The following is a 20,728-nucleotide window of genomic DNA, read 5'->3' on the forward strand; positions in this document are numbered from 1 at the left end:
TTTCCTTTTTGGAGATTGTCTGAAGCCGCGCCTCCTCAAAAGGGGCGCGGCTTTCCAATTGGGTTGAACTTTCCCTTGAAGTGACATATATGTCATGCACATGCTTAGGAGATTAGGGGCATAGCCCCGCCGCGTTCACGATGGTTATGCGGGGTCTCTGATGCGGACAGAACATTATGTGGATGAAGACGGCGAAGACCAGTTCGGCAAATCAGTTGATGCGCTTTCATCCCGTGCAAGACGGCGCGTATTGGCTGCCATCGAGCGGATGGAGGACGGCAATTTCGGCGACTGGAAATCACTGGGCGGCCAGTTGCGGGAGCACCGGATACACGCTGAAGGCGGGCTGAGAGTTTATTACGCCATCCAGAATGACGAAATTATCCTTCTGCTGATTTCGGGCATGAAACGTTCGCAGGACAGAGACATCAGGATCGCGAGAGAAAGGCTGTCGGATCATGAAAACAGACAAAAATAGAATTGCCCCTTCCCGCGCTCATCTGGACTATCTGCGCGAGCTCTATGCCAATGATGAGGAAGCAATCGGCATGCTTGCCTATGCCCTGGAACAGATCGCGGCCGGGCAGGACGAAGAAGGCAAATATGCCCTTCGCAGCCTCATCAAGGGTCGACTCGGATTTGAAGAACTCTCGCGCCGCACGGAAATCCCGGCGCGCAGCCTCAACCGTATGCTCTCAAGCGAGGGCAACCCTTCGCTCTCGAACCTCTCCCTGATCATCCGGCAGTTGCACGCCGAGCTGGGCGTTGAACCCAACTGGACCCTCACCGCGGCAGCCTGACGGGCTTCCCCCCGGAACCTCTCTCCCTGCTCCGGCGTTGATCGGGAAAGGGAAAGAGGTTTCACAATGTCATTCAAGCTTGTCATTCCGTTTCTGGCCGCCGCGCTTGGCGCGGGAAGTTTTGCGTTTGCCGACCCGCCCCACCGGCACGGCCATGACCTTCCCCCCGGCCTTGCCAAGCAGGGGAAGATACCGCCCGGCCATGCCAAGAAGATGTGGCGCAAGGGCGAGTATCTGCCCGTGCATTACCGCGAAGTGTATGTGCGCGATTACCGCTATTACGACCTGCGAGAGCCGCCGCGCGGCTACCGCTGGGTGCATGTGGATCAGGACGCCTATCTCGTGGAGATTGCCAGCGGCCTGATTGCCGAAGCGCTGGTCAACGCGCTGTCCAACTGAGGCGGACGCCCCCAATCCTGGCGGGCGCGCCCCGCCGGGAACCGGAGACGGGACAAGCGCGTTGCCTCTTTCAGAAGAGGAGCTCAAGACCATGTTTGTCCGCCCCATGATCATTCTGCTGGCTGGCGCCGTGGGCGGAACGCCTGCCATGATGGCCGAGCCGCCCGCGGCAGGCGACGCCGGCGCGCCGGAAGAATTGGCCAGCGCGCTTCCCGGCGGCGACGATTTCGACCAGGGCGACCCGCCGCTGATCAGCCGCGACCGCAGCCTGATGTGGGGCAAGGGACAGCGCCTGCCGCCTCAATTCCGCCAGGCCGAATTCAGGGACTGGAAATCCTACCATCTCACGCCGCCGCCCGAAGGCTATCGCTGGGTGCGCGTGGATCGCGGGGCTTACCGCGTGGATATGCGCGATGGCTATATTGCCGAAGCGGTGTTTGGCCTGCCCGGCGGCTGAAGTGGCGGGGCGGCGCTATTCATCCGCCCGCGCATCCTGCATCGTGAAATCATCGACATACCAGGCGCCGCGCTGGCGGACCCAGACGACTTCGACCAACCGCTGAACATTATTCAGGAAATCTGCTTGGGCGAGGCAGGTGACGAAGTCCCCTTCCTGTTCCTCCGTGCCGCGATAGGAATGGGCGGTACAGCCCGGCTTTGTGATGAAGAGGGCGCCGCCGGTTTCAGCAATCTGGGCATTGAGGCGGGCAAGCGCTTCGGGGGAGAGCCGGGCACCTTCTGCCAGGCGGGGATCGCCCGCCGGCGCGAAGCCGCCCTCCGCCGTGACCGAGAGGATCAGGGCGCGGGTCGGCTCCACCCGCTCCAGAGAGCTGGCGAGGAGGCCGCCGAACAGCCAGGCGCAGCCGGCAAACATCAGGACCATCAGACCAAGGAATACCAGGGCCGTTATTTTCAGCACCCTGGGAAAGCGCACGGGCGGCCGGCGAAGACGGTGGAAGACTTCCGGCTTCGGACGATCCGGCAGGCTCATTGCGGCGCGGGCTCAGGCGCTTCTTCGCCCGCCTCGATCCGGTCGAGCTTTTCGGCCTTGTCGATCAGCACTGTATTATCGCTGAAATGGGTCTGGAAATCGAGGAGTTTCCAGGTCTCGTCCTCCCGCACCCAGCGCACGGCGATGGTGACGGGGGAGAGCTCTGCCTTTGCTGCAAGCGTGCAGTTGGCGAAGGTGCCCGACTGGGCAGGATCGGAATGCGCGCTGCTGACAATGTTGCAGGCGGCGGGGGTGAATTCCGACACCTTGCCGAACTGTTTCATGAACCGGTTCAGCGAATCGAGCGAGGCCTGATCGACCCCGGCGCGGCGGGCATAGACCGGATCATCCGCAGGCGGCAGACCTTCGGCCATGAAGCGCTGGGCGAGCATCTCTGTGGCGGCGTTGCGGGCGGTGACGGCCTTGTAAAGATCGATGCCGCCCTTGACGCAGCTGCCCAGAACATAGAGGAGCAGCGCGCCGCCGCCGATGATCCACCAGAGCCGGCGCGACTTGCGCGGGGCTGGCGTTTGCTCATAAGGCTGCGTAGCGTCCGGCTCCGACATTTTCCCCGCTCCGTAAGGTTGCCCGAGAGACAAGCAGATGAAGCCCGAACAGGCAATACGCATTGAGCGCCCCGATGACCCGCGCGTGGAAGCCTATGTCTCGATCCGCGAGCGCGACCTGACGGGCGGGCATGGCGGGCGGTTTATCGTTGAGGGCAAGGTGACGCTTGAGACGCTGCTGCGGCGGGGCCGGTTTGAAGTGGAAAGTCTCTTCCTGTGCGAGACGCGGCTGGGGCCGCTTCGCGATCTCCTGGCGGAAGTGCCGGAAGGCGTGCCGGTGTATGTGGCCGCGCAGGGCGTGATGGACGCGGTGGCGGGGTTTCCGATGCACCGGGGGGTGCTGGCGTGTGGACGCAAGGGGGCGAGTGTTCCGCCTGCGGAGTTTCTGACCTCGCGCGCATGCGGGTCTCTATCCTTCGACTTCGCTCAGGATGAGCCCCGCTGTTCGACGTTGTTATTGCTGTCAGAGCTTTCCAATCATGACAATGTGGGGGCGTGTTTCCGCAATGCGGCGGCGTTTGGGGCGGACGCTGTGCTGCTCGACGGCGCGTCCTGCGATCCGCTTTACCGCAAGGCGATCCGGGTGTCTTCCGGGGCGGCGCTGTGGCTGCCTTTTGCGCAAGGTGGCACGGGGGCCGGGCTGATCGCGGCGGCGGAGGCGGCCGGGCATGAGGTGTGGGCGCTGACGCCGCGCCGGGATGCCGAGCCCCTGCCCGCGCTCAAGGTGCCCCCGCGCGTGGCGCTGCTGATGGGGGCTGAAGGGCCCGGCCTGCCAGCGGAGATGATCGCGCGGGCGCGGCCGGTGCGTATTCCGATGACGGAGGGGTTTGACAGCGTGAATGTGGCGACGGCGGCGGCGATTGCGCTTAGCTCTGTGTTTGCGGGGCGGGGGTGAAGCTGACCTAGCTCATGGTGAGCGAAGTCGAACCATGGGCGAGCGTGGGGAGCCCGCTCTATCCTTCGACTTCGCTCAGGATGAGCTCAAATGCGGAGCGCCCCACAAGCAAGGCGCAGGCGCAGCGGCGCTGAGCCCGAAGGGCTCAGCAACAGCCGCGATCCCGGCTCAATCGGCGGCGGAGCCGCCTTTGGCCGGGATGACAGTTTTTAAGGAATTAAAAAACCCTTGGCCGTTCGTTGCGGTCTACGTGGAGGCCGCATTCGGTTTTCTGCTGGCCGGCCCAGCGGCCGGAGCGGGGATCGCTGGGGTCGGCGGCCGGTTTGGTGCAGGGCCAGCAGCCGATGGAGGGGTAGCCCTGCGAGACCAGCGGGTGGCGGGGCAGATCTTTTTCGGCGAGGTATGCGTCGACATCCGCCTGCGTCCAGCTGGCGAGCGGGTTTACCTTGTAGCGGCCATCGGCATATTCAAATACCGGCAGGCTCATCCGGGCGCCGCCATGGAAGCGTTTGCGGCCCGTGATCCAGGCGCCGAAGCCTTCCAGCGCGGGTTCCAGCGGGCGCACCTTGCGCAGGGCGCAGCAGGCGTCGGCATCGGTTTTCCAGAGCATGTTCTTCGGATCGAGCACCTTGCGCTCGGTCTCGGAAGGGGTGATCTCGCGCACGCCGGTGAGGCCGAGGCGGGCGATCACCTCGTCCTTATAGTCCAGCGTCTGGGGGAAATGCATGCCGGTGTCGATGAAGACGATCGGCAACGAGGGGTCGACCTCGGCAATGAGGGCGAGCATGACGACGCTTTCGGCGCCAAAGCTGGACACATAGGTCAGCTCGCCGGGCCATTCACGGGCAATCGCGGCCCGAAGGATATCCTGCGCAGAGGCCTGGCGCAGCTCGCTGTTGAGGCGCGCGAGCCGGGCTTTGGGCTCTTCTGGGATCTCGGTTTCAAAGGCCATGGGCCGGGGCCCTTCCTGCGGGTCAGCTGCGTCTGCGGAAGGCCGGGACCGACGGGTCTGCTGCGGGCTGGTAAACCACGCTGTATTCGTTCAAGGCTTCCACCACTTCAGATAGGCCAGCGCGGCGGGTCTCGTAAGCATCGAACCCTGAACGGTGCATGTAGAATATCTGATCCCTCAGCACATGGCCGACCGCGCGCAGCTCTCCGTCATACTGATAGCGGCGGCGCAGGAGCTGGGCATGGCTGTAGCCGCGCCCGTCGGTGTAGCGGGGGAAATCGACCTCGATGAGGGAAAGCTCCCCTAGATAAGGCTCCAGATCCTCGGCCTTGTCGGCAGGGGCAAGGCGCACGCCATCGGGCAGCGGGCCGTTCTCCTGCCCCTGTTTCAGGGCGAGGAAGCGGCCAAGGCTGACAGAAAACTTGCCCGTTTCCGGCAGGGCTTCGCCATTAGCCACGAAGGTCCACTCATTGGCGATCTCTGCGCCGTTCTTAATCAGCGGCATAGAGCGCCTCCTGGAAGGGCTGGTGGCCGAGGCGTTCCAGCGTGTCGATGAACTTCTCGTCCCTGGACGTGCGCTGGGCGCGGTAGAATTCCACGACGCGGTGGATGGCGCCGGGCACTTCTTCAGCTTTCAGGCCAGGGCCAACGATATTGCCGAGGGCGGCTTTCTCGTCTGCGCGGCCGCCGAGGAGGATCTGGTAGAATTCCTCGCCCTTCTTGTCGACGCCGAGGATGCCGATATGGCCGACATGGTGGTGGCCGCAGGCATTGATGCAGCCGGACACGTTGATGTGCAGGCGGCCGATATCTTCCTCATAGGCGGGGTCTGCGAAGAGTTTCGAGACTTCCAGCGAGACCGGGATCGAGCGGGCATTGGCGAGGTTGCAATAGTCGAGGCCGGGGCAGACGATCATGTCGGTGATGCGGCTTTCGTTTGCCGTGCCGAGGCCGGCGGCATCGAGGGCAGCGTAGATTTCCGGCAGATCATCCAGCGCCACATGCGGCAGGATCAGGTTCTGCGCATGGCTGACGCGGATATCTCCGTGGCCGTACTTTTCGGCCAGGTCTGCGACGAGTTCCATCTGCGTGTCGGTCGCGTCGCCCGGCGCCACGCCCTGCGGCTTCAGGCTGACGGTGACGGAGGCATAGCCGGGCGCCTTGTGGGGGTGCAGGTTTACCCGCGTCCAGCGCGCGAAGGCCGGGTCTGCAGCTTTGGCGGCCTCCAGGCGTTCGGAGACGGCGGGTTTGGCGGCGAGCTTCGGCGGGGCGAAATAGGCATGGATGCGGGCGATTTCGTCCGCCGTCAGCGCAATCTTTTCGTGCGGGCGCTGGGCGGCGTATTCTTCCTCGACCTGACGGATGTATTCGGCTTCGCCGAGCTCGGTGACGAGGATCTTGATGCGAGCCTTGTACTTGTTATCGCGGCGGCCATAGCGGTTATAGACCCGCATGACGGCTTCCAGATAGTCGAGGATCTCGCTTTCCGGCACGAAGGGATTGACCAGCGTGGCGATGACGGGCGTGCGCCCCTGCCCGCCGCCGACCCAGACTTCAAAGCCGGTGACGCCGTTCTTCTGCAGGATATGCAGGCCGACATCATGCACGCGGATGGCGGCGCGGTCATGCTCGGCCGCGGTGACGGCGATCTTGAACTTGCGCGGCAGGGCGGCAAATTCGGGATGGAAGGTGGACCACTGGCGGATGATCTCGCACCAGGGGCGCGGGTCGAGGAGTTCATCCTGCGCGGCGCCGGCGAAATGATCCGTAGTCGTATTGCGGATGCAGTTGCCCGAGGTCTGGATGGCGTGCATCTCGACCTCGGCGAGCTTTTCCAGGACGTCCGGAATGTCTTTCAGGGCGACCCAGTTGAACTGGATGTTCTGGCGGGTGGTGAAGTGGCCAAAGCCGCGGTCATAATCGCGGGCAACCTCTGCCAGGCGGCGGAGCTGGACGGGGCTGAGTTGGCCATAGGGAATGGCGATGCGCAGCATGTAGGCGTGGAGCTGGAGGTAGACGCCGTTCTGCAGGCGCAGCGGCTTGAACTCGTCTTCCAGAAGCTCTCCGGAGAGGCGGCGGGCCACCTGGCCGCGAAACTGGGCGACGCGCTCGGCAACGATGCGGGCGTCGAACTGGTCATATCTATACATCAGACTAACAACTCCTGCGCATGGGGGATGCCCAGCGCGACTTCTGTTCTCTGCACCCAGTTTGCGACAGCCGGATAAAGGCGCAAGTCAAAGCCGCCCTCATGCGCGACGCGCGTATAGGCGACAAGGGCGATATCGGCGACCGAAAGCGCGTTTCCTGCAAACCAATCGCGGGCTGTGAGACGCTGTTCCATGACGGCGAGCGCGTTGTTGCCGCGCACCAACAAAGCGGGGTCGATCTCGGTGTCGGATTTTTTCAGATAGTGTTTCTGGAAGCGGCGCACGGCGATGGCGGTTTCATGGGAATACTGTTCCCAGAAGAGCCAGCTCATCGCTTCGGCGCGCGCAAACGCGTCAGCCGGGATAAGGCTGGAACCTTCGGCCAGATAGAGCATGATGGCGTTCGACTGGGGCAGAACGCGGCCATCGGCCCAGCGCGCCACAGGCACCTGGCCGGCGGGGTTCATGGCGAGGAAATCGGGCGTGCGGGTTTCACCCTTCACCACATCGATATCCACCCAGGTATAGGGAATGCCGAGCAGGCCGGCGGTCCATTTGGGTTTCAGGCAATTGCCGGAGACGGGATCTCCGTAGAGGGTGAACCCGCCGAGATCAGAGGCTGACATCAGACGGTTTCCTGCGTGCTTCCGGACGTGGCGAGGCCGCCAGCGGAGAACTGCGCGCGCAGCGATTCGCGCAGGGTTTCCCGGCCGGTGATGGCGCCTTCTGCGGTGACTTCCATGAAATAGGGATCGGTGACGAGACCTTCCTGCTTCAGCGCGCTGGCGAGCGCGGCTTCCGCCGCGTCGCCCGTGAAGACGCCGAGCTGGGTGATATCCTCCGTCCACGATCCATCGGCCTTCAGCCAGACGGTTCGGCCGGTGGCGGTTTCCCAGGCGGTGATGGATTTGGGGGTTTCGGGCTTAAGCTTGGGGCGAACGGAAGTCATGCGGCGGACTCCTTGAAGGTGTGCTGGCGGGCGTCCGGGCTGAACCAGGCGAGGCCGGAGGCTTCGGTGACGATGGAGGCGATGCGGCCCTGCTCTGCAGGAAGGCCGGCAACCTCGCCGATGATCAGCAGCGCCGGGCCGGTGATGCCTTCTTCCTCGACCAGGAATGGCAGCTCAGCCAGCGTGCCGAAGACGCGCAGCTCGTCAGCCCGCGTGCCATTCTCGATGACGGCGACGGGTGTGGTGGGCGCGCGGCCGGCGGCGATGAGTTTTTCGGCAATTGCCGGGGCGGTATCGACGCCCATGAAGACCACAACTGTCTGCGCCGGGCGCGCGAGGGCCTGCCAGTCCAGATCGGGCACGCCGCCTGCCTTGGCATGGCCGGTGACGAAGGTGAGCGTCTGGGCATGGTCGCGGTGGGTGAGCGGCACACCCGCAGAGGCGGCACATCCGAGGGCGGAGGAAATGCCCGGCACCACATGCACCTCGATGCCTTCGGCGCGGACGGCTTCCAGCTCTTCCCCGCCCCTTCCGAAGATGAACGGGTCCCCGCCCTTGAGGCGCACGACGCGCAGCCCTTCGCGGGCAGAGGTGATGAGACGCTCATGGATTTCGGTCTGCGGGACGGAATGATCGCCCTTCGACTTGCCGACCGGCACGCGGGCGGCGTCGCGCCGGATAAGGGAGATGATCTCCGGGCTGACGAGGCGGTCATAATAGACCACATCGGCTTCCTGGATGAGGCGCAGGGCCTTCATCGTCAGCAGCTCCGGATCGCCGGGGCCCGCGCCAACGATATGCACCACGCCGCGCGCGCGGCCAGAAGCGCGGGCCTGCTGGCGCAGCAGGGCTTCGGCGCGCTCAAGGTCTCCGGCATAGGCAGCCTCTGCGGCGGGACCGGAGAGGGCGCGCTCCCAATAGCGGCGGCGGGCGGATTTGTCGGGGATGGCCTCGGCCACAAAGCCGCGCAGCGAGCGAGCGAGCGCGGCGAGGTCTCCGATACGCTGGGGCAGCAGCGCTTCGAGCTTGGCACGGATCGCCTTGGCGAGTACCGGCGCAGCGCCGCCCGAGCCGATGGCGGCGACGATCTCGCCCCGGTCAAGGATCGAAGGAACCGTGAAATCGCAATCCTCGGGATGGTCGACGACATTGGCCGGGATATTGCGGGCGCGGGCGGCGGCGAGGGCCTCGGCCCGGTGGGCGGGGTTTTCTTCGGCGATGAGGGCGAGGCGGGCGCCTTCAAGGGCAGCGGCGGTCTGGCTGCGCGGGAGGGTGTCCACCCAGCTGTCAAACTCGGCCGCCAGCCCGGCCTCGTCAAAGCCGCCGACAAGCACGGCCTCAGCGCCCGAGGCATGGAACAGGCGCAGCTTGCGCGCCGCTTCCTCACCGCCGCCAAAGACGACGATCCGGGCACCTTCAAGGTTAAAGAAGGCCGGGAACTGGCGCATGGGCGCTATCTTTCTTATTAGTGACACTACAAGGACGGATATAGAAAACCTCCTTGACGCTTCAGACGCAACGGGCAACCCCTACAGCGATCATTTAGAGAAACTATTCATGTCTGACGCCTCCGATCGCCTTCCCCCACTCAACGCGCTGCGCGCTTTCGAGGCAGCTGCGCGCCGCCTGTCCTTCACCCAGGCGGCCGAGGAGCTGAACGTTACGCCCGGCGCGATTTCCCAGCAGATCCGCCAGCTGGAGGACTTTGCCGGCACGCCGCTGTTCAAGCGTACGGGGCGTTCCGTTCTGCTGACCGACGCGGCGCAGGCGAGCCTGCCGCTGGTGCGTGAGGCGTTCGAGCGGATTGCCGAAGCCGGCCGCGTGATGCAGGCCCCTGCCCGCAAGGGGCGGGTGATGATTTCCTCTGCCCCCTCCTTTGCCGCCAAATGGCTGGCCCCGCGCCTGGAGCGGTTCCAGCAGCAGAATGAAGGCATCGAAGCCTGGATTTCAGCCGACATGTCGCTGACCGACTTCAACACCGCCGATGCCGACATCGCCATCCGCTATGGCCGGGGCAATTATGAGGGGCTGAAATCGGAAAAGCTGCTCGACGAGATGGTGCTGCCGGTCTGCTCGCCGCGCCTGCTGGAAGGGCCGAACGCCATCCGCAAGCCCGAGGACCTGCTCCATCACACGCTGCTGCATGACGAAAGCTCCGAGAATGACCCCTCCTGCCCCGACTGGGCAAGCTGGCTGCGCGCGCATGGCGTCAGCGGCGTGGACGGCAACCGGGGGCCGCGCTTCAATCAGGGCATTCTGGTGATCGAGTCGGCCGCCGCCGGCCGGGGCGTGGCGCTCGCCAAGCAGGCGATTGCCGCAGCAGACCTCGAAGCGGGGCGCCTGGTGGCGCCATTTGCCAACGGGTCGATCCCGATTGATTTTGGCTATTGGCTGGTCTGGCCAAAGGGGCGCCACCTCTCGCCGGATGTGCGCGCCTTCATCAAATGGATCAAGGAAGAAGCCGCCGGGACAGAAGTGGTCGGCGTTTAGGCTTCCGGCCTAGAGCGCGGCGTCCAGCATCAGGAAAGCGGCAAGGCGCGGGCTGGCATTGCGGCTGGTGCTCTGGGTCTGCTCCAGCGCCGCGAGCGCGTCGGCACGCTCAAAGCGCACGAATTGTTTGGCCATGTCCATCAGGCGCGGATCCCCGCGCAGGCGCTGGACGACCCGGTCAAACTGCTTGCCGCCCTGCTCGATAGTCGCGGCGTGGCGATCCTTCTCGCCGCGCTGGGCCGCTTCGGCGATACGGCGCTTGGCTTTCGGCTTGAAGGCATCCGACAGCGGAATGCCGGAATTCTGCAGGCGCTCCACCACCGCTTCAGCAATCGTTTCCCGGTCTGCCTGCGGCGGGGCCTGATCCTTGCTGATATCGGAGATGATTTCGCGCCAGGGCGCCGGGCCGCTGCCATTGCTGTGGCTGTGGCTGTGGCCGTTGCCGTTGTGGCCGTTGTAACCGCCTGAACCATTGCTGCCGCCATTGGAGGACGGGGTGGGCGCATAATCCGACGCGCGGCGGCGCGGGGGTTCGGGCGGGGTATCATCATGCCGGCGGCGCAGGGTGACCGGCGGGGGATCCTCATTGCGGGCGGGCGATGCCGGCGCGGGCCGGGCCGAGATGGCCGGCAGAGGATCGAGAATGTCGTGATCTCCCCCCGCACGCGCTGCGGCGATCATGGCCTCGGCACTTGCCTCGAACAGATCGTCATCGACGCTGGGGCGCGAGGGCGCTGCCGGCGGCGTCATCGCGCTATTTCCGTAGGCGGAGGGACGCGGGGATTGGGCGGGCCCATTCTGGAAGGGCTGGGCCTGCTGGAAAGGCTGAGGCTGCTGGGGCGCAGAAATCGGCGTACGGACGGCTGGCGGCGTCAGCGGCGCGGAAGCGGCGGCAGACCCAGCGGGCATATAGGGCCCGGCCAGACGGTCGAGCGCTTCGCTTTCAAGACGGGCGGCAAGGCCGGCGGCGCGCAGGGCATAGGCCGCCTGCTCGCCGGTTTCGCGCAGCTTGGTCAGCGAGCGGGCGGCTTCTTCGGCGGCGGCGCGGGTGGCCGCATTGATTTCGGCATTGGCATGGCGGGCGCCCTCGATGGCCGAGGAAACCGCATTCTTCAGCGCGTCGCCCGTGGTGGCGGCGGCGGCGGCGGCCACTTCGCTGGCGCGGACGGCCGCGTCCACCGTGCGGCGGGAATGTTCGAGCTTGTCCTCGACGCGGCTGATCGAGAAGGTCAGCGCTTCGGTGCGGCCGGAGGCGTCGCGCGCCAGATCGTCGAGCGATTCCATGCGGCGGGTGAGTTCTTCCCCGGCATGGTGCATGGCGATGAGGCGCTGCTCCAGCGCGGCATCGGCACGGCCGACTTCCTCGCTGGCGGTGCGCGCGGCGGTGACCATCAATTGCGCCTGGCGCGGAATGGCTTCGTTCATGGCGGTGACCTGCGCGCGCAGATCCCGCGCCAGGGTTTCGAGCGCATGACGCTCCTCACCCAGACGTTCTGCCAGGTCGCGCGCATTGTCTGCCGCCGCATAGGAAACAGATTCAAGCCGCAGCCGCTCATCCCCGATCTCGCCCGCCATCGCCTTCATGGCAGAGAGGGCGTGGGCCATCGCATGGTCGATCTCGGCGGCGGACTGTTTCATCTGTTCGGCAAAGGTGATGCCTTCATGGCCCGCTTCCCGGGCCGGGGCCATCAGGCGCGCAGCCGCTTCCAGCACCAGCGCATTGGCCGCTGCCGCCCGGCGATTGGCGCGGGCCATCTGGCCGGCCGCCACCATCAGCAGGGCGGGGATGACGGCGCCAATGGCCGCCGCGACGATCAGGGCGGGATGATACTGGCTGACGAAACCGATGCCGCCCAGCCCGATCAGGGCGGCGCCGAGACCGGCGAGCCAGAGAAAGGCCGAGACATAAGCGAGCGTGACCATCCAGCCGCCACCATGTTGCGCAGTTTCAAAATTCTGCGAGGCCTCGTGTCGGACGAGGTCGTCCCGGCCGGACCGGCGCGCAGAGGGGGCTTCCGTCATATTATCTGTATAACCCGCCTTACGGGTTCCTGCGAGTGCTGATTGCACGCCGGCGGAGGGCTAATGCCCTGTTTTTTCGAGTCAGGGCAGCAGGAAGAGGGTTACCGATGAGTCACCCTTGTCCTCAGGTGCCTTTTCGGGGGTCTGCGGAGCAAACTGCAGGCCGATCAGAGCGAAGATCGCGGCCAGCACAAGATTGCGGACGAAAATCAGAAATTCGGTCATGATCGTAAAACCCAAAGGCGCGTGGCCGTTTTTACCCTTGCGGCGCTATTATCAGAAACAGGCCGGCCCGGCAATCCGCCGGGGTTGAAAGAATCTTTCTGACGAGACGGGGTTAACGCCCTGCTAACCGCGCCAGATCAGGCTTGCCCGGCCCATAGGAGCCCCTGATGCCCGCCGACACTCCCCTGCCCGTTCTGGACCTCGATCACCTGGCCGCCATGACGGGGAATGATACCGCCCTCTCACTGGAAGTGATCGGCATCTTCCGGGAACAGGCCCAGCTCTGGTCGCGCCTGCTGGACCCGATGAGCGAGGCAAGGCAGTGGGCCGACGCGGCCCATACGCTGAAAGGTGCGAGCCTCAGCATCGGCGCATTGAAGCTGGCAGCGGCCTGCGAGCGGGCAGAAAAGGCCGGCCGGGGCGAGACCGCGCCCAGCAAGGCGCATGCCTCGGTGCTGCTCAGCGATGTGAAGGAAGCCCTTGGCGAGACGCTGGAAGCGGCCGCCCGCGCTGCTTACGACTTGGCCTCTGCAGCCAGGCGCAGCGCGTCATAGCTTTCAAACTCATAGGCAATGCAACGGTCGATCAGCGTGCGCCAGACAGGCTCCGCTATCGCCGGAGAAAGGCCGTGTTTTGCGCATTCAGCCTTCACCTTGGCGATCACATCCTCGATCCTTGCCCGGTCATGCACGGCCGCACGGGCGCCCTTGATGCGGGCGGCAGCGTCCATCATTGACTGGCGCTCAGCCAGGATCTCAACCAGCAGGCGGTCGATCCGGTCGACCTCATAGCGGACATCCGCCATCGTCTCTGCGGTGTCGGATGTGTGCTTGCGTGCGTCGGAAGTATAGGTCGTCATGCGGCCTCTCAGCTCTTTCGCCCTGCCCTATATGGGCATCGGCCCCGCCGCAAGGGAACGGGGCGCTGCGCCGCAGCTTCAGGCCTTGAGTTTTGGCAGCCCGGTTTCCGCCCTCAGCCGCGCGATCATGGCGGGCACGTTGCGCCCCGCGATATAGCCCCAGGGGGTCTGGAAGGCGGTCGCCCCGATGGCCGAAAGGTGGGGTTTCAGACGCACCTTGTCCCGGAAGAGGGTCAGCAGCACGGCGAAATTATTGTGGGCAAAGCCCGCTTCGGCAAAGGACAGCTCCGGCCCGGCGGTGAAACGTTGCCGGAACTGGTCATCCAGTCCGGCAATCTCGGCCCGCAAGGCATCGGACTTCACCTTTTCGCGGAAGGCGGCGACTTCGGCCTCATTGTCATTCATGGCGGTCTGGTAGAGCCATTCCTCGATCCAGGCGCGGGCCTTCAGCGCCAGGAAGGACGCGTTCGGCGCCCCGTCCATGGCATTTTCCGCCGCCGCGTGCATTTCCCCGACGCTGCCATGCCATTTGGGGGCGAGATAATTCATCCGGGCCAGCTCGGCGAGCACGTTGGCCTCGCCCGTGGCGCGCAGGTCTGCCGTGGCCGCTTCAAAGCCGCCCGCCGGGGCGCCGGTCAGCATCATGGCGCGGAAGCGGAAGCCGTGCAGCGCGCTGTCACCGGGCGTGGCTTGGGCAGCTGCCTCCAGCAGGTCTTCGGCCACGGCGGCCATCTCGGCCATGTCCGTCACCTGGGCATCGCTGGTGCGGTCTGCGGTGGCAAAGCCGCGCAGCCGGTGGGCCCAGACATAGTGCAGGCCGCCGGCAAGCGCATAGAGCGCGGGATGGCCGCTGAGCGGGGGCAGCGGCGCGCCGATCTCCGAGACCTGCCCCAGCCCGTCGAGGAAATGCAGCCGGTCTGCCGGGGCAAGCCCGGCATAAAGCTCCGCCAGCTCCCGCCCCTTCCCGGCCTCCAGCAGGGCAAGGCTCGGCAGGACATGCCGGTTGCCCTCGGTCAGATCGAACGCGGCTTTCTTCTTCCCGAACAGTCCGAGCACGGGCCTAGCTGCCCGGTTGCAGCTTGTCCTGCGTCCTGGTGTCGAAGTCGCTGGCGTCATGGCGTTCCCAGAGCTGGGATTCCGGCTTGCCGAAGGTGCGGTTGACCATCCGGCCGCGCTGCACGGCGGGGCGTTCGGCAATCTGCTTCGTCCAGCGCTGGACGTTCTTGTAGCTCTCCACTTCGAGGAATTCGCCCGCCTCGTAGAGGATGCCCAGCGCGAGGGCGCCATACCAGGGCCAGATCGCCATGTCGGCAATCGTGTATTCGTCGCCCGCCATATATTCATGCGCGGCGAGGTGGCGGTCGAGCACGTCCATCTGGCGCTTGGCTTCCATGGCATAACGGTCGATGGCGTACTGGATCTTGACCGGGGCGTAGGCATAGAAATGGCCAAAGCCGCCGCCCAGGAAAGGCGCCGATCCCATCTGCCAGAACAGCCAGCTGAGGGCCTCCGCACGCTTGGGATACGCCTTCGGCAGGAAGGCGCCGAACTTCTCGGCCAGGTACATCAGGATCGCGCCGGACTCGAACACGCGCACGCCCGCCTCGGTGGAACGATCAAACAGCGCCGGGATCTTGGAGTTGGGGTTGATGTCGACAAAGCCCGACGAGAACTGGTCGCCATTGCCGATATTGATCAGCCAGGCGTCATACTCGGCGCCCGAATAGCCGAGCGCCAGCAGCTCCTCGAGCATCACAGTGACTTTGACGCCATTGGGCGTGCCGAGCGAATAGAGCTGCAGCGGGTGCTTGCCGACGGGCAGGGCCTTCTCATGCGTCGGCCCGGCGATCGGGCGGTTGATGTTGGCGAACCGGCCGCCCGCATCCTTGTTCCAGGTCCAGACTTTGGGCGGGATATAATCTGAATCGCTCATGGCGGTCCTCCGGTGGGATCTTTGTCTTGTTCTTCCAAGGTCATGTTTAAACGGCATTTTACAAGGCCGAAACCTTCAAGCGCGCGATCAACCCTTGCCGGCACCGGCAAAAGGCCATACGAGGGGGAGCTGTTTCGTAACTAACGGAGTTTCATATGAGCCATCCCCGCCCGTCCCTGGCGCTTTCGGGCGCGTTTACGGAAGACCATGCCAAGGCCTATGATACCCAGTTCTCCGCGCTGAGCGGAATTCAGGCCTGTCTCCACCTTCTGACCGATGCCTATCTCAGCCAATTGCCGGAAGACGCGCGCATTCTGGTGGCCGGGGCGGGCACGGGCGCCGAAGTACGCTACCTTGCCCCGCGCCATCCCGGCTGGCGCTTCACGCTGGTGGACCCCTCCGCGCCGATGCTGGCCATTGCCCGCCGCCATGCCGAGGCTGAAGGCTTTGCAGAGCGCTGCAGCTTTCACGAGGCCTATGTTTCGGAAACGCCGCTGGAAGCCCATGACGGCGCCACCAGCCTGCTCGTGTCCCATTTCCTCACCGATGCAAGCGCCCGCCAATCCTATTTCGCAGACATCGCCGCCCGCCTGAAACCGGGCGCACGCTTCATCAATGTTGATCTGAGCACGGATAATGATGGCCCCACCTTCGAAAAGATCATGGGCCTCTGGACGGATATCTTCCGCCTTGCGGGGCAGACGGAGGAAAGCCGGGCCAATTATCGCAAAGCGTATGGCAAGCAGTTTGCCGCCCATGGGCCCGGCGAGGTCGCCCAAATGATTGAGGCGGGAGGCTTCACGCCCCCCGCCCCGGTATTTCAGGCCGCGCTGATCCGCGGCTGGACGGCGACGCGCGCCTAGACTTCCAGCAGCATCCGCTCGGGATCTTCCAGCGCCTCTTTCACGCGGACGAGGAAGGTCACCGCTTCCTTGCCGTCGACGATGCGGTGGTCATAGCTGAGGGCAAGGTACATCATCGGCTTGATGACGATCTGGCCATTGCGGACAATCGGGCGGTCCTCGATGCGGTGCATGCCCAGCACGCCGGACTGCGGCGGGTTGAGGATCGGGGTCGACATCAGCGAGCCATAGATGCCGCCGTTGGAGATGGTGAAGGTGCCGCCCTGCAGGTCGCCGATGGTGAGGGCGCCGTCACGGGCTTTCTTGCCGAGATCGGCAATGCCCTTCTCGATGGCGGCCAGCGACATCTCGTCAACACCGCGCAGAACGGGCGTGACGAGGCCCTTCTCCGTGCCGACGGCGACGCTGATGTCGTAATAGTTCTTGTAGATGATGTCCTGGCCATCAATCTCGGCATTGACTGCCGGAACTTCCTTCAGCGCGTTGGCCACTGCCTTCACGAAGAAGCTCATGAAGCCGAGCTTGATGCCGTGGCGGGCCACGAACACATCCTGATACTTCTTGCGCACATCCATGATGGCCGACATGTCGACATCATTGAATGTCGTCAGCATCGCGGCCGTATCCTGGGCTTCCTTCAGGCGGCGGGCGATGGTCTGACGCAGACGCGTCATCCGTACACGTTCTTCACGGGGGCCAGTTTCGCGCGGCGGCTTTGCAGCGGTGTCGGACATGGTCGAGGAGCTTGCTTTCGGTTGATTGACGTAAGCCAGGGCATCAGCCTTGGTGGCGCGGCCATCGCGGCCCGTGCCGGGAATTTCGGACGGGCTGACGCCGGCCTCGGTGGAAATGCGGCGCACGGACGGTGACACCGGGCGGTCGCCCGTGGCGGCGGGTTGAGCCGCCGCTTTCGGGGCTTCAGCCTTGGCCGGCGCCTCGGCAGCCTTTGCCGGGGCCGCGCCGGAGGCGCCGATCCGGGCAATGACGGAACCGGGAGTGACCGAGTCGCCTTCCTTCACCAGCCATTCGAGGATAACCCCGTCAGCCGGCGCGGGCACTTCCAGCGCCACCTTGTCGGTTTCGATCTCGGCGATGGTCTCGTCTTTCTTGACACTGTCGCCGACCTTCTTGGTGAAGCTGGCGATCGTGCCCTCGGCAACGCTCTCCCCCATCACCGGAACTTTGACATCCGTGGCCGCGCCGCCAGAGGCAGCGGCGGCAGGCTTGGGTTCCGCCTTGGATTCGGCCTTTGCCGGCTCCTTGGCCGGGGCGGGCTTGGACACGGACGCGCCCCCCGCATTCAGCCGGCCGAGCACCGCGCCGATATTCACGGTATCGCCTGCCTTGGCGACGATCTCCGACAACACGCCGTCTTCAGAGGCCGAGACCTCGACGGATACCTTGTCGGTTTCAAGTTCGACGAGGACTTCGTCCTTCTTCACCGCGTCACCCGCCGATTTCAGCCATTGGCCGACGGTGGCTTCGGTAACGCTTTCGCCGAGTGTGGGAACAACGATGTCTGTCATGTGTCGTGTCCGTCTCTTCTTATGGATTATCAGGGAGAAACGATCCGGTCATCGACCGGGTCGGGCGAGAGGGCTGTCTTGATCAGGTTGGCCTGTTCGGCCTGGTGCTTGGACAGGAGGCCCGTTGCCGTTGCCGCAGACGGCGGGCGGCCGGCATATTTCGGGCGCGGCTGCTTGTAGCCGGCCTGCGCGGCGCACCATTCGATCTCGTCACGGATGAAGGTCCAGCCGCCCATATTGCGCGGCTCTTCCTGGCACCAGACAAGCTCGGCCTGCGGGAAGCGCTTCAGTTCGGTGATCAGCGACTTGCGCGGCACCGGATAGAACTGCTCGACGCGCAGCAGGTAGACATCGTCCTGGCCGGAGGCTTCGCGGGCCTCGAACAGGTCGTAATACACCTTGCCCGAACACAGCACGACGCGGCGCACCTTGTTGTCCTTGGCGAGTTTCACCTTGCCTTCGCGGCCGGGCGTTTCGGCGTCATCCCAGAGGATGCGGTGGAAGGTGGACTTGGTGTTCATGTCGTCCAGCGTCGAGGTGGCCAGCTTGTGGCGCAGCAGCGATTTGGGCGTCATGATGACCAGGGGTTTGCGGAACTCGCGGTGAATCTGGCGGCGCAGGGCGTGGAAATAGTTCGCCGGGGTCGTCAGGTTGCACACCTGCATGTTGTCTTCGGCGCACATCTGCAGGAAGCGCTCGAGGCGGGCTGAGGAATGCTCCGGGCCCTGACCTTCATAGCCATGCGGCAGAAGGACAACCAGACCCGACATGCGCAGCCATTTGCGCTCTGCCGAGGAGATGAACTGGTCATAATAGACCTGCGCGCCGTTTGCGAAGTCGCCGAACTGGGCTTCCCAGCAGGTCAGCGTGTTCGGATCGGTCAGCGAGTAGCCGTATTCGTAGCCGAGCACGGCTTCCTCGGAGAGGAGCGAGTCGATGACCTCATACGGCGCCTGGCCGTCGCGGATATGGTTGAGCAGGGTCACGCGGTCGCCGGTCGTCTGGTCGACGAGATGGCTGTGGCGCTGCACGAAGGTGCCGCGGCCACAGTCCTGGCCGGAGAGACGCACCGGGAAGCCTTCGTCCAGCAGGCTGGCGAAGGCCAGATGCTCGGCGCCGCCCCAGTCGATGTCCTTGCCGGTTTCGTAGCTCTCGCGGCGGCGGGCGATCACGCGCTCCACCGTCTTGTGAACGTCCACGCTTTCCGGAATGCGCGTGATGGCGTCGCCAAGTTCCTTCAGGCGCGTCTTGGACACGCCGGTCTTGCCGCGGCGGTCATCGTCCAGCGGCAGGCCGAAGCCCGACCATTGGCCTTCCAGCCAGTCTGCCTTGTTGGTTTTCAGCGTCTTGCCGGCCTCGAAGGCGCGGTCGAGGAAATCCTCGAACTCCTTCACCTGCGCGTCGACATCGGCTGCCGTCAGCAGGCCTTCAGACACGAGGCGCTGAGCATAGATTTCGCGCGTGGACGGACGATCCTTGATGACGCGGTACATCACCGGCTGCGTCATCGTCGGGTCATCGCCCTCATTGTGGCCGAAGCGGCGGTAGCAGAACATGTCGATGACGACATCTTTTGCAAACTTCTGCCGGTATTCGGTGGCCACCTTTGCGGCATAGACAACCGCTTCAGGATCATCGCCGTTCACATGGAAGATCGGCGCCTGCACCATCAGCGCCACATCCGACGGATAGGGCGAGGAGCGCGAATACATCGGGCTGGTGGTGAAGCCGATCTGGTTGTTGACGATGAAGTGGATCGTGCCGCCGGTGCGGTAGCCCTGCAGGCCCGACAGGGCGAAGCATTCGGCCACGACGCCCTGCCCTGCGAAGGCAGCGTCCCCGTGCAGCAGCAGGGGCAGCTTGTGCGAGCGGTCGAGCTTGCCGGTCTGGCGCGATTCCATGAACTGCTTGGCGCGCGTGCGGCCGAGCACGACCGGGTTCACCGCTTCAAGGTGGGACGGGTTCGGGTTCATGGTGAGGTGGACGACATTGCCGTCAAACTCACGGTCAGACGAGGCGCCGAGGTGGTATTTCACGTCGCCCGAGCCGAACTCGCCGGCCCCTTGTGTCGAGCCGCCCTGGAATTCGTGGAAGATCTTCTCGTAGCCCTTGCCCATCACGGCCGCGAGCATGTTGAGACGGCCCCGGTGGGGCATGCCGACGACGATCTCGTTGACGCCGAGGGCGCCGCCGCGCTTGATGATCTGCTCCAGCGCCGGAACGGCCGCCTCGCCGCCATCCAGGCCGAACCGTTTGGTGCCGGGATAACGCTTGTGCAGGAAGCGCTCGAAGCTTTCCGCTTCGATCAGCTTGCGGAGGATTGCCAGCTTGCCCTCGCGGGTGAAGGCAACGCCCTTGTCGGGCCCTTCGATCCGCTCCTGCAGCCAGGCTTTCTCTTCCGGGTCGGAAATGTGCATGAACTCGATGCCGAGCGTCGAGCAGTAGGTGCGCCGCAGGATGTCCAGCATCTGCGCCGGAGTGGCGTGCTCGAGGCCGAGATAGCCGTCGATATAGATGCTGCGGTTCATGTCTTCGGGGCCGAAGCCATAGCTGGCCGGGTCAAGCTCGGGCTGGTCGCCGAAGCCGGAAAGGCCGAGCGGATCGAGCTGGGCGGCCAGGTGGCCCCGAATCCGGTAGGCGCGGATCATCATCAGGGCCTTGATCGAGTCCGTCACCGCGCGGGTGACTTCCTCGGCGCCCAGCGCGGGGCTGGCGGTTTTGATCTTCTTTTCGAGCTTGGGCTCGATCAGCGCCCAGTTGCCGTCAAAGGCGGCAATCTGCTCGCTGGCGGCCGGGCGCGGCCAGTCATTGCGTTTCCAGCTGGCGCCCTTCGCGTTCTGGGTGGCGCTTGCAGCTTCATCGCCGAGTTCAGCGAAAAAGGCGCGCCAGCTCTCAGGCACGGAATTGGGGTCTTTGGCGTAAGCCGCCTGCATCTGTTCCAGCCAGTGGGCAGAGCCCCCGTACAGGAACGCAGTATCCAGCATTGCCGCATTGCCCGTGCTGCGGGGACCATTCACCGGGCTGCCATCGTCGGCCATTTAATGTCCATCCTTCCAGAGTTGCCGCCCCCGGCGACTGATATAGGGACGGACCGTACCCCCTGCCCCT

The 20,728-nt window shown here is 64.8% G+C and carries 23 protein-coding genes; 8 read left to right on the plus strand and 15 right to left on the minus strand.

Annotation, left to right across the window (positions count from 1 at the left end):
* Window positions 1-160 precede the first annotated feature (160 nt).
* The 4 genes from C0456_RS05235 (at window position 161) to C0456_RS05250 (ending at window position 1,656) form a co-directional block, all read left to right on the plus strand.
* Window positions 161-478, plus strand: coding sequence for a type II toxin-antitoxin system RelE/ParE family toxin (locus tag C0456_RS05235; RefSeq protein WP_291049189.1), 318 nt, complete (start codon window positions 161-163; stop codon window positions 476-478).
* On the plus strand, window positions 459-800 hold the full coding sequence (locus C0456_RS05240; RefSeq protein WP_291049191.1) for a hypothetical protein: 342 nt from the start codon (window positions 459-461) through the stop codon (window positions 798-800). The genes C0456_RS05235 and C0456_RS05240 overlap by 20 nt, the downstream gene beginning before the upstream one ends.
* 66 nt (window positions 801-866) lie before the next feature.
* Window positions 867-1,199: an RcnB family protein gene (locus tag C0456_RS05245; RefSeq protein ID WP_291049193.1), complete on the plus strand. Its 333-nt coding sequence runs from the start codon at window positions 867-869 to the stop codon at window positions 1,197-1,199.
* Window positions 1,200-1,290: 91 nt separating this feature from the next.
* The gene (locus C0456_RS05250) at window positions 1,291-1,656 is read left to right on the plus strand and encodes an RcnB family protein (RefSeq protein ID WP_291049196.1); all 366 of its coding nucleotides are present in this window, start codon (window positions 1,291-1,293) and stop codon (window positions 1,654-1,656) included.
* Window positions 1,657-1,671: 15 nt separating this feature from the next.
* On the opposite strand, the gene C0456_RS05255 is transcribed toward C0456_RS05250, so the two are convergent.
* Window positions 1,672-2,190 carry a hypothetical protein gene (locus tag C0456_RS05255; RefSeq protein ID WP_291049198.1) on the minus strand — a complete coding sequence of 173 codons (519 nt, stop codon included), beginning with the start codon at window positions 2,188-2,190 and terminating at the stop codon, window positions 1,672-1,674.
* Window positions 2,187-2,756, minus strand: a complete 570-nt coding sequence (locus tag C0456_RS05260; protein ID WP_291049200.1) for a hypothetical protein — start codon at window positions 2,754-2,756, stop codon at window positions 2,187-2,189. Before C0456_RS05260 ends, C0456_RS05255 begins: the two co-directional genes overlap by 4 nt.
* A 37-nt stretch (window positions 2,757-2,793) precedes the next feature.
* Between C0456_RS05260 and C0456_RS05265 the strand changes: the two genes are divergently transcribed.
* Complete coding sequence (locus C0456_RS05265) at window positions 2,794-3,651, plus strand: RNA methyltransferase (RefSeq protein WP_291049203.1); 858 nt, start codon at window positions 2,794-2,796, stop codon at window positions 3,649-3,651.
* A 217-nt stretch (window positions 3,652-3,868) separates the two neighbouring features.
* On the opposite strand, the gene C0456_RS05270 is transcribed toward C0456_RS05265, so the two are convergent.
* Genes C0456_RS05270 through cysG form a run of 6 tightly spaced genes read right to left on the minus strand, consistent with a single transcriptional unit; the run spans window position 3,869 to window position 9,150 of the window.
* On the minus strand, window positions 3,869-4,603 hold the full coding sequence (locus C0456_RS05270; RefSeq protein WP_291049205.1) for a phosphoadenylyl-sulfate reductase: 735 nt from the start codon (window positions 4,601-4,603) through the stop codon (window positions 3,869-3,871).
* A 22-nt stretch (window positions 4,604-4,625) separates the two neighbouring features.
* A complete protein-coding gene (locus C0456_RS05275) occupies window positions 4,626-5,108 on the minus strand; it encodes a DUF934 domain-containing protein (protein ID WP_291049207.1) in 483 nt (160 codons plus the stop codon).
* Window positions 5,095-6,753, minus strand: a complete 1,659-nt coding sequence (locus tag C0456_RS05280) for a nitrite/sulfite reductase (protein ID WP_291049210.1) — start codon at window positions 6,751-6,753, stop codon at window positions 5,095-5,097. The genes C0456_RS05275 and C0456_RS05280 overlap by 14 nt, the downstream gene beginning before the upstream one ends.
* Window positions 6,753-7,379 carry a glutathione S-transferase family protein gene (locus C0456_RS05285; protein WP_291049213.1) on the minus strand — a complete coding sequence of 209 codons (627 nt, stop codon included), beginning with the start codon at window positions 7,377-7,379 and terminating at the stop codon, window positions 6,753-6,755. Before C0456_RS05285 ends, C0456_RS05280 begins: the two co-directional genes overlap by 1 nt.
* On the minus strand, window positions 7,379-7,702 hold the full coding sequence (locus C0456_RS05290) for a DUF2849 domain-containing protein (protein WP_291049215.1): 324 nt from the start codon (window positions 7,700-7,702) through the stop codon (window positions 7,379-7,381). Before C0456_RS05290 ends, C0456_RS05285 begins: the two co-directional genes overlap by 1 nt.
* On the minus strand, window positions 7,699-9,150 hold the full coding sequence (cysG, locus tag C0456_RS05295) for a siroheme synthase CysG (RefSeq protein WP_291049217.1): 1,452 nt from the start codon (window positions 9,148-9,150) through the stop codon (window positions 7,699-7,701). Before cysG ends, C0456_RS05290 begins: the two co-directional genes overlap by 4 nt.
* A gap of 109 nt (window positions 9,151-9,259) precedes the next feature.
* Between cysG and gcvA the strand changes: the two genes are divergently transcribed.
* Window positions 9,260-10,192 (plus strand): transcriptional regulator GcvA, encoded by a 933-nt coding sequence (gene gcvA, locus C0456_RS05300; protein WP_291049219.1) that lies wholly within the window; start codon window positions 9,260-9,262, stop codon window positions 10,190-10,192.
* 9 nt (window positions 10,193-10,201) lie between these two features.
* Here the strand turns inward: gcvA and C0456_RS05305 are convergent, their stop codons facing one another.
* Both C0456_RS05305 and C0456_RS05310 read right to left on the minus strand, forming a co-directional pair.
* Entirely contained in the window at window positions 10,202-12,214 is a 2,013-nt protein-coding gene (locus tag C0456_RS05305) for a hypothetical protein (protein ID WP_291049222.1), read from the minus strand.
* A gap of 81 nt (window positions 12,215-12,295) precedes the next feature.
* Window positions 12,296-12,439, minus strand: a complete 144-nt coding sequence (locus C0456_RS05310) for a hypothetical protein (RefSeq protein ID WP_291049225.1) — start codon at window positions 12,437-12,439, stop codon at window positions 12,296-12,298.
* Window positions 12,440-12,606: 167 nt separating this feature from the next.
* On the opposite strand from C0456_RS05310, the gene C0456_RS05315 reads away from it, so the two are divergent.
* Window positions 12,607-12,993, plus strand: a complete 387-nt coding sequence (locus C0456_RS05315; protein ID WP_291049228.1) for an Hpt domain-containing protein — start codon at window positions 12,607-12,609, stop codon at window positions 12,991-12,993.
* On the opposite strand, the gene C0456_RS05320 is transcribed toward C0456_RS05315, so the two are convergent.
* The 3 genes from C0456_RS05320 to yghU all read right to left on the minus strand — a co-directional run bounded on the left by C0456_RS05320 (window position 12,954) and on the right by yghU (window position 15,231).
* Window positions 12,954-13,298: a chorismate mutase gene (locus tag C0456_RS05320; protein ID WP_291049230.1), complete on the minus strand. Its 345-nt coding sequence runs from the start codon at window positions 13,296-13,298 to the stop codon at window positions 12,954-12,956. The two genes, C0456_RS05315 and C0456_RS05320, sit on opposite strands and share 40 nt — an antisense overlap.
* 78 nt (window positions 13,299-13,376) lie before the next feature.
* Window positions 13,377-14,354 carry a hypothetical protein gene (locus tag C0456_RS05325; protein WP_291049234.1) on the minus strand — a complete coding sequence of 326 codons (978 nt, stop codon included), beginning with the start codon at window positions 14,352-14,354 and terminating at the stop codon, window positions 13,377-13,379.
* 4 nt (window positions 14,355-14,358) lie between these two features.
* On the minus strand, window positions 14,359-15,231 hold the full coding sequence (yghU, locus tag C0456_RS05330) for a glutathione-dependent disulfide-bond oxidoreductase (RefSeq protein ID WP_291049237.1): 873 nt from the start codon (window positions 15,229-15,231) through the stop codon (window positions 14,359-14,361).
* Between the two features lie 155 nt (window positions 15,232-15,386).
* On the opposite strand from yghU, the gene C0456_RS05335 reads away from it, so the two are divergent.
* Window positions 15,387-16,094: a class I SAM-dependent methyltransferase gene (locus C0456_RS05335; protein ID WP_291049240.1), complete on the plus strand. Its 708-nt coding sequence runs from the start codon at window positions 15,387-15,389 to the stop codon at window positions 16,092-16,094.
* Here C0456_RS05335 and odhB read toward each other — a convergent pair.
* Together odhB and C0456_RS05345 are read right to left on the minus strand one after the other, a co-directional pair.
* On the minus strand, window positions 16,091-17,620 hold the full coding sequence (gene odhB, locus C0456_RS05340) for a 2-oxoglutarate dehydrogenase complex dihydrolipoyllysine-residue succinyltransferase (RefSeq protein ID WP_291049243.1): 1,530 nt from the start codon (window positions 17,618-17,620) through the stop codon (window positions 16,091-16,093). The two genes, C0456_RS05335 and odhB, sit on opposite strands and share 4 nt — an antisense overlap.
* 29 nt (window positions 17,621-17,649) lie before the next feature.
* Window positions 17,650-20,658 carry a 2-oxoglutarate dehydrogenase E1 component gene (locus C0456_RS05345; protein ID WP_291049245.1) on the minus strand — a complete coding sequence of 1,003 codons (3,009 nt, stop codon included), beginning with the start codon at window positions 20,656-20,658 and terminating at the stop codon, window positions 17,650-17,652.
* Window positions 20,659-20,728 lie beyond the last annotated feature (70 nt).

Source organism: Hyphomonas sp. (genome assembly GCF_013823385.1).
In the GTDB taxonomy this organism is placed as follows: domain Bacteria; phylum Pseudomonadota; class Alphaproteobacteria; order Caulobacterales; family Hyphomonadaceae; genus Hyphomonas.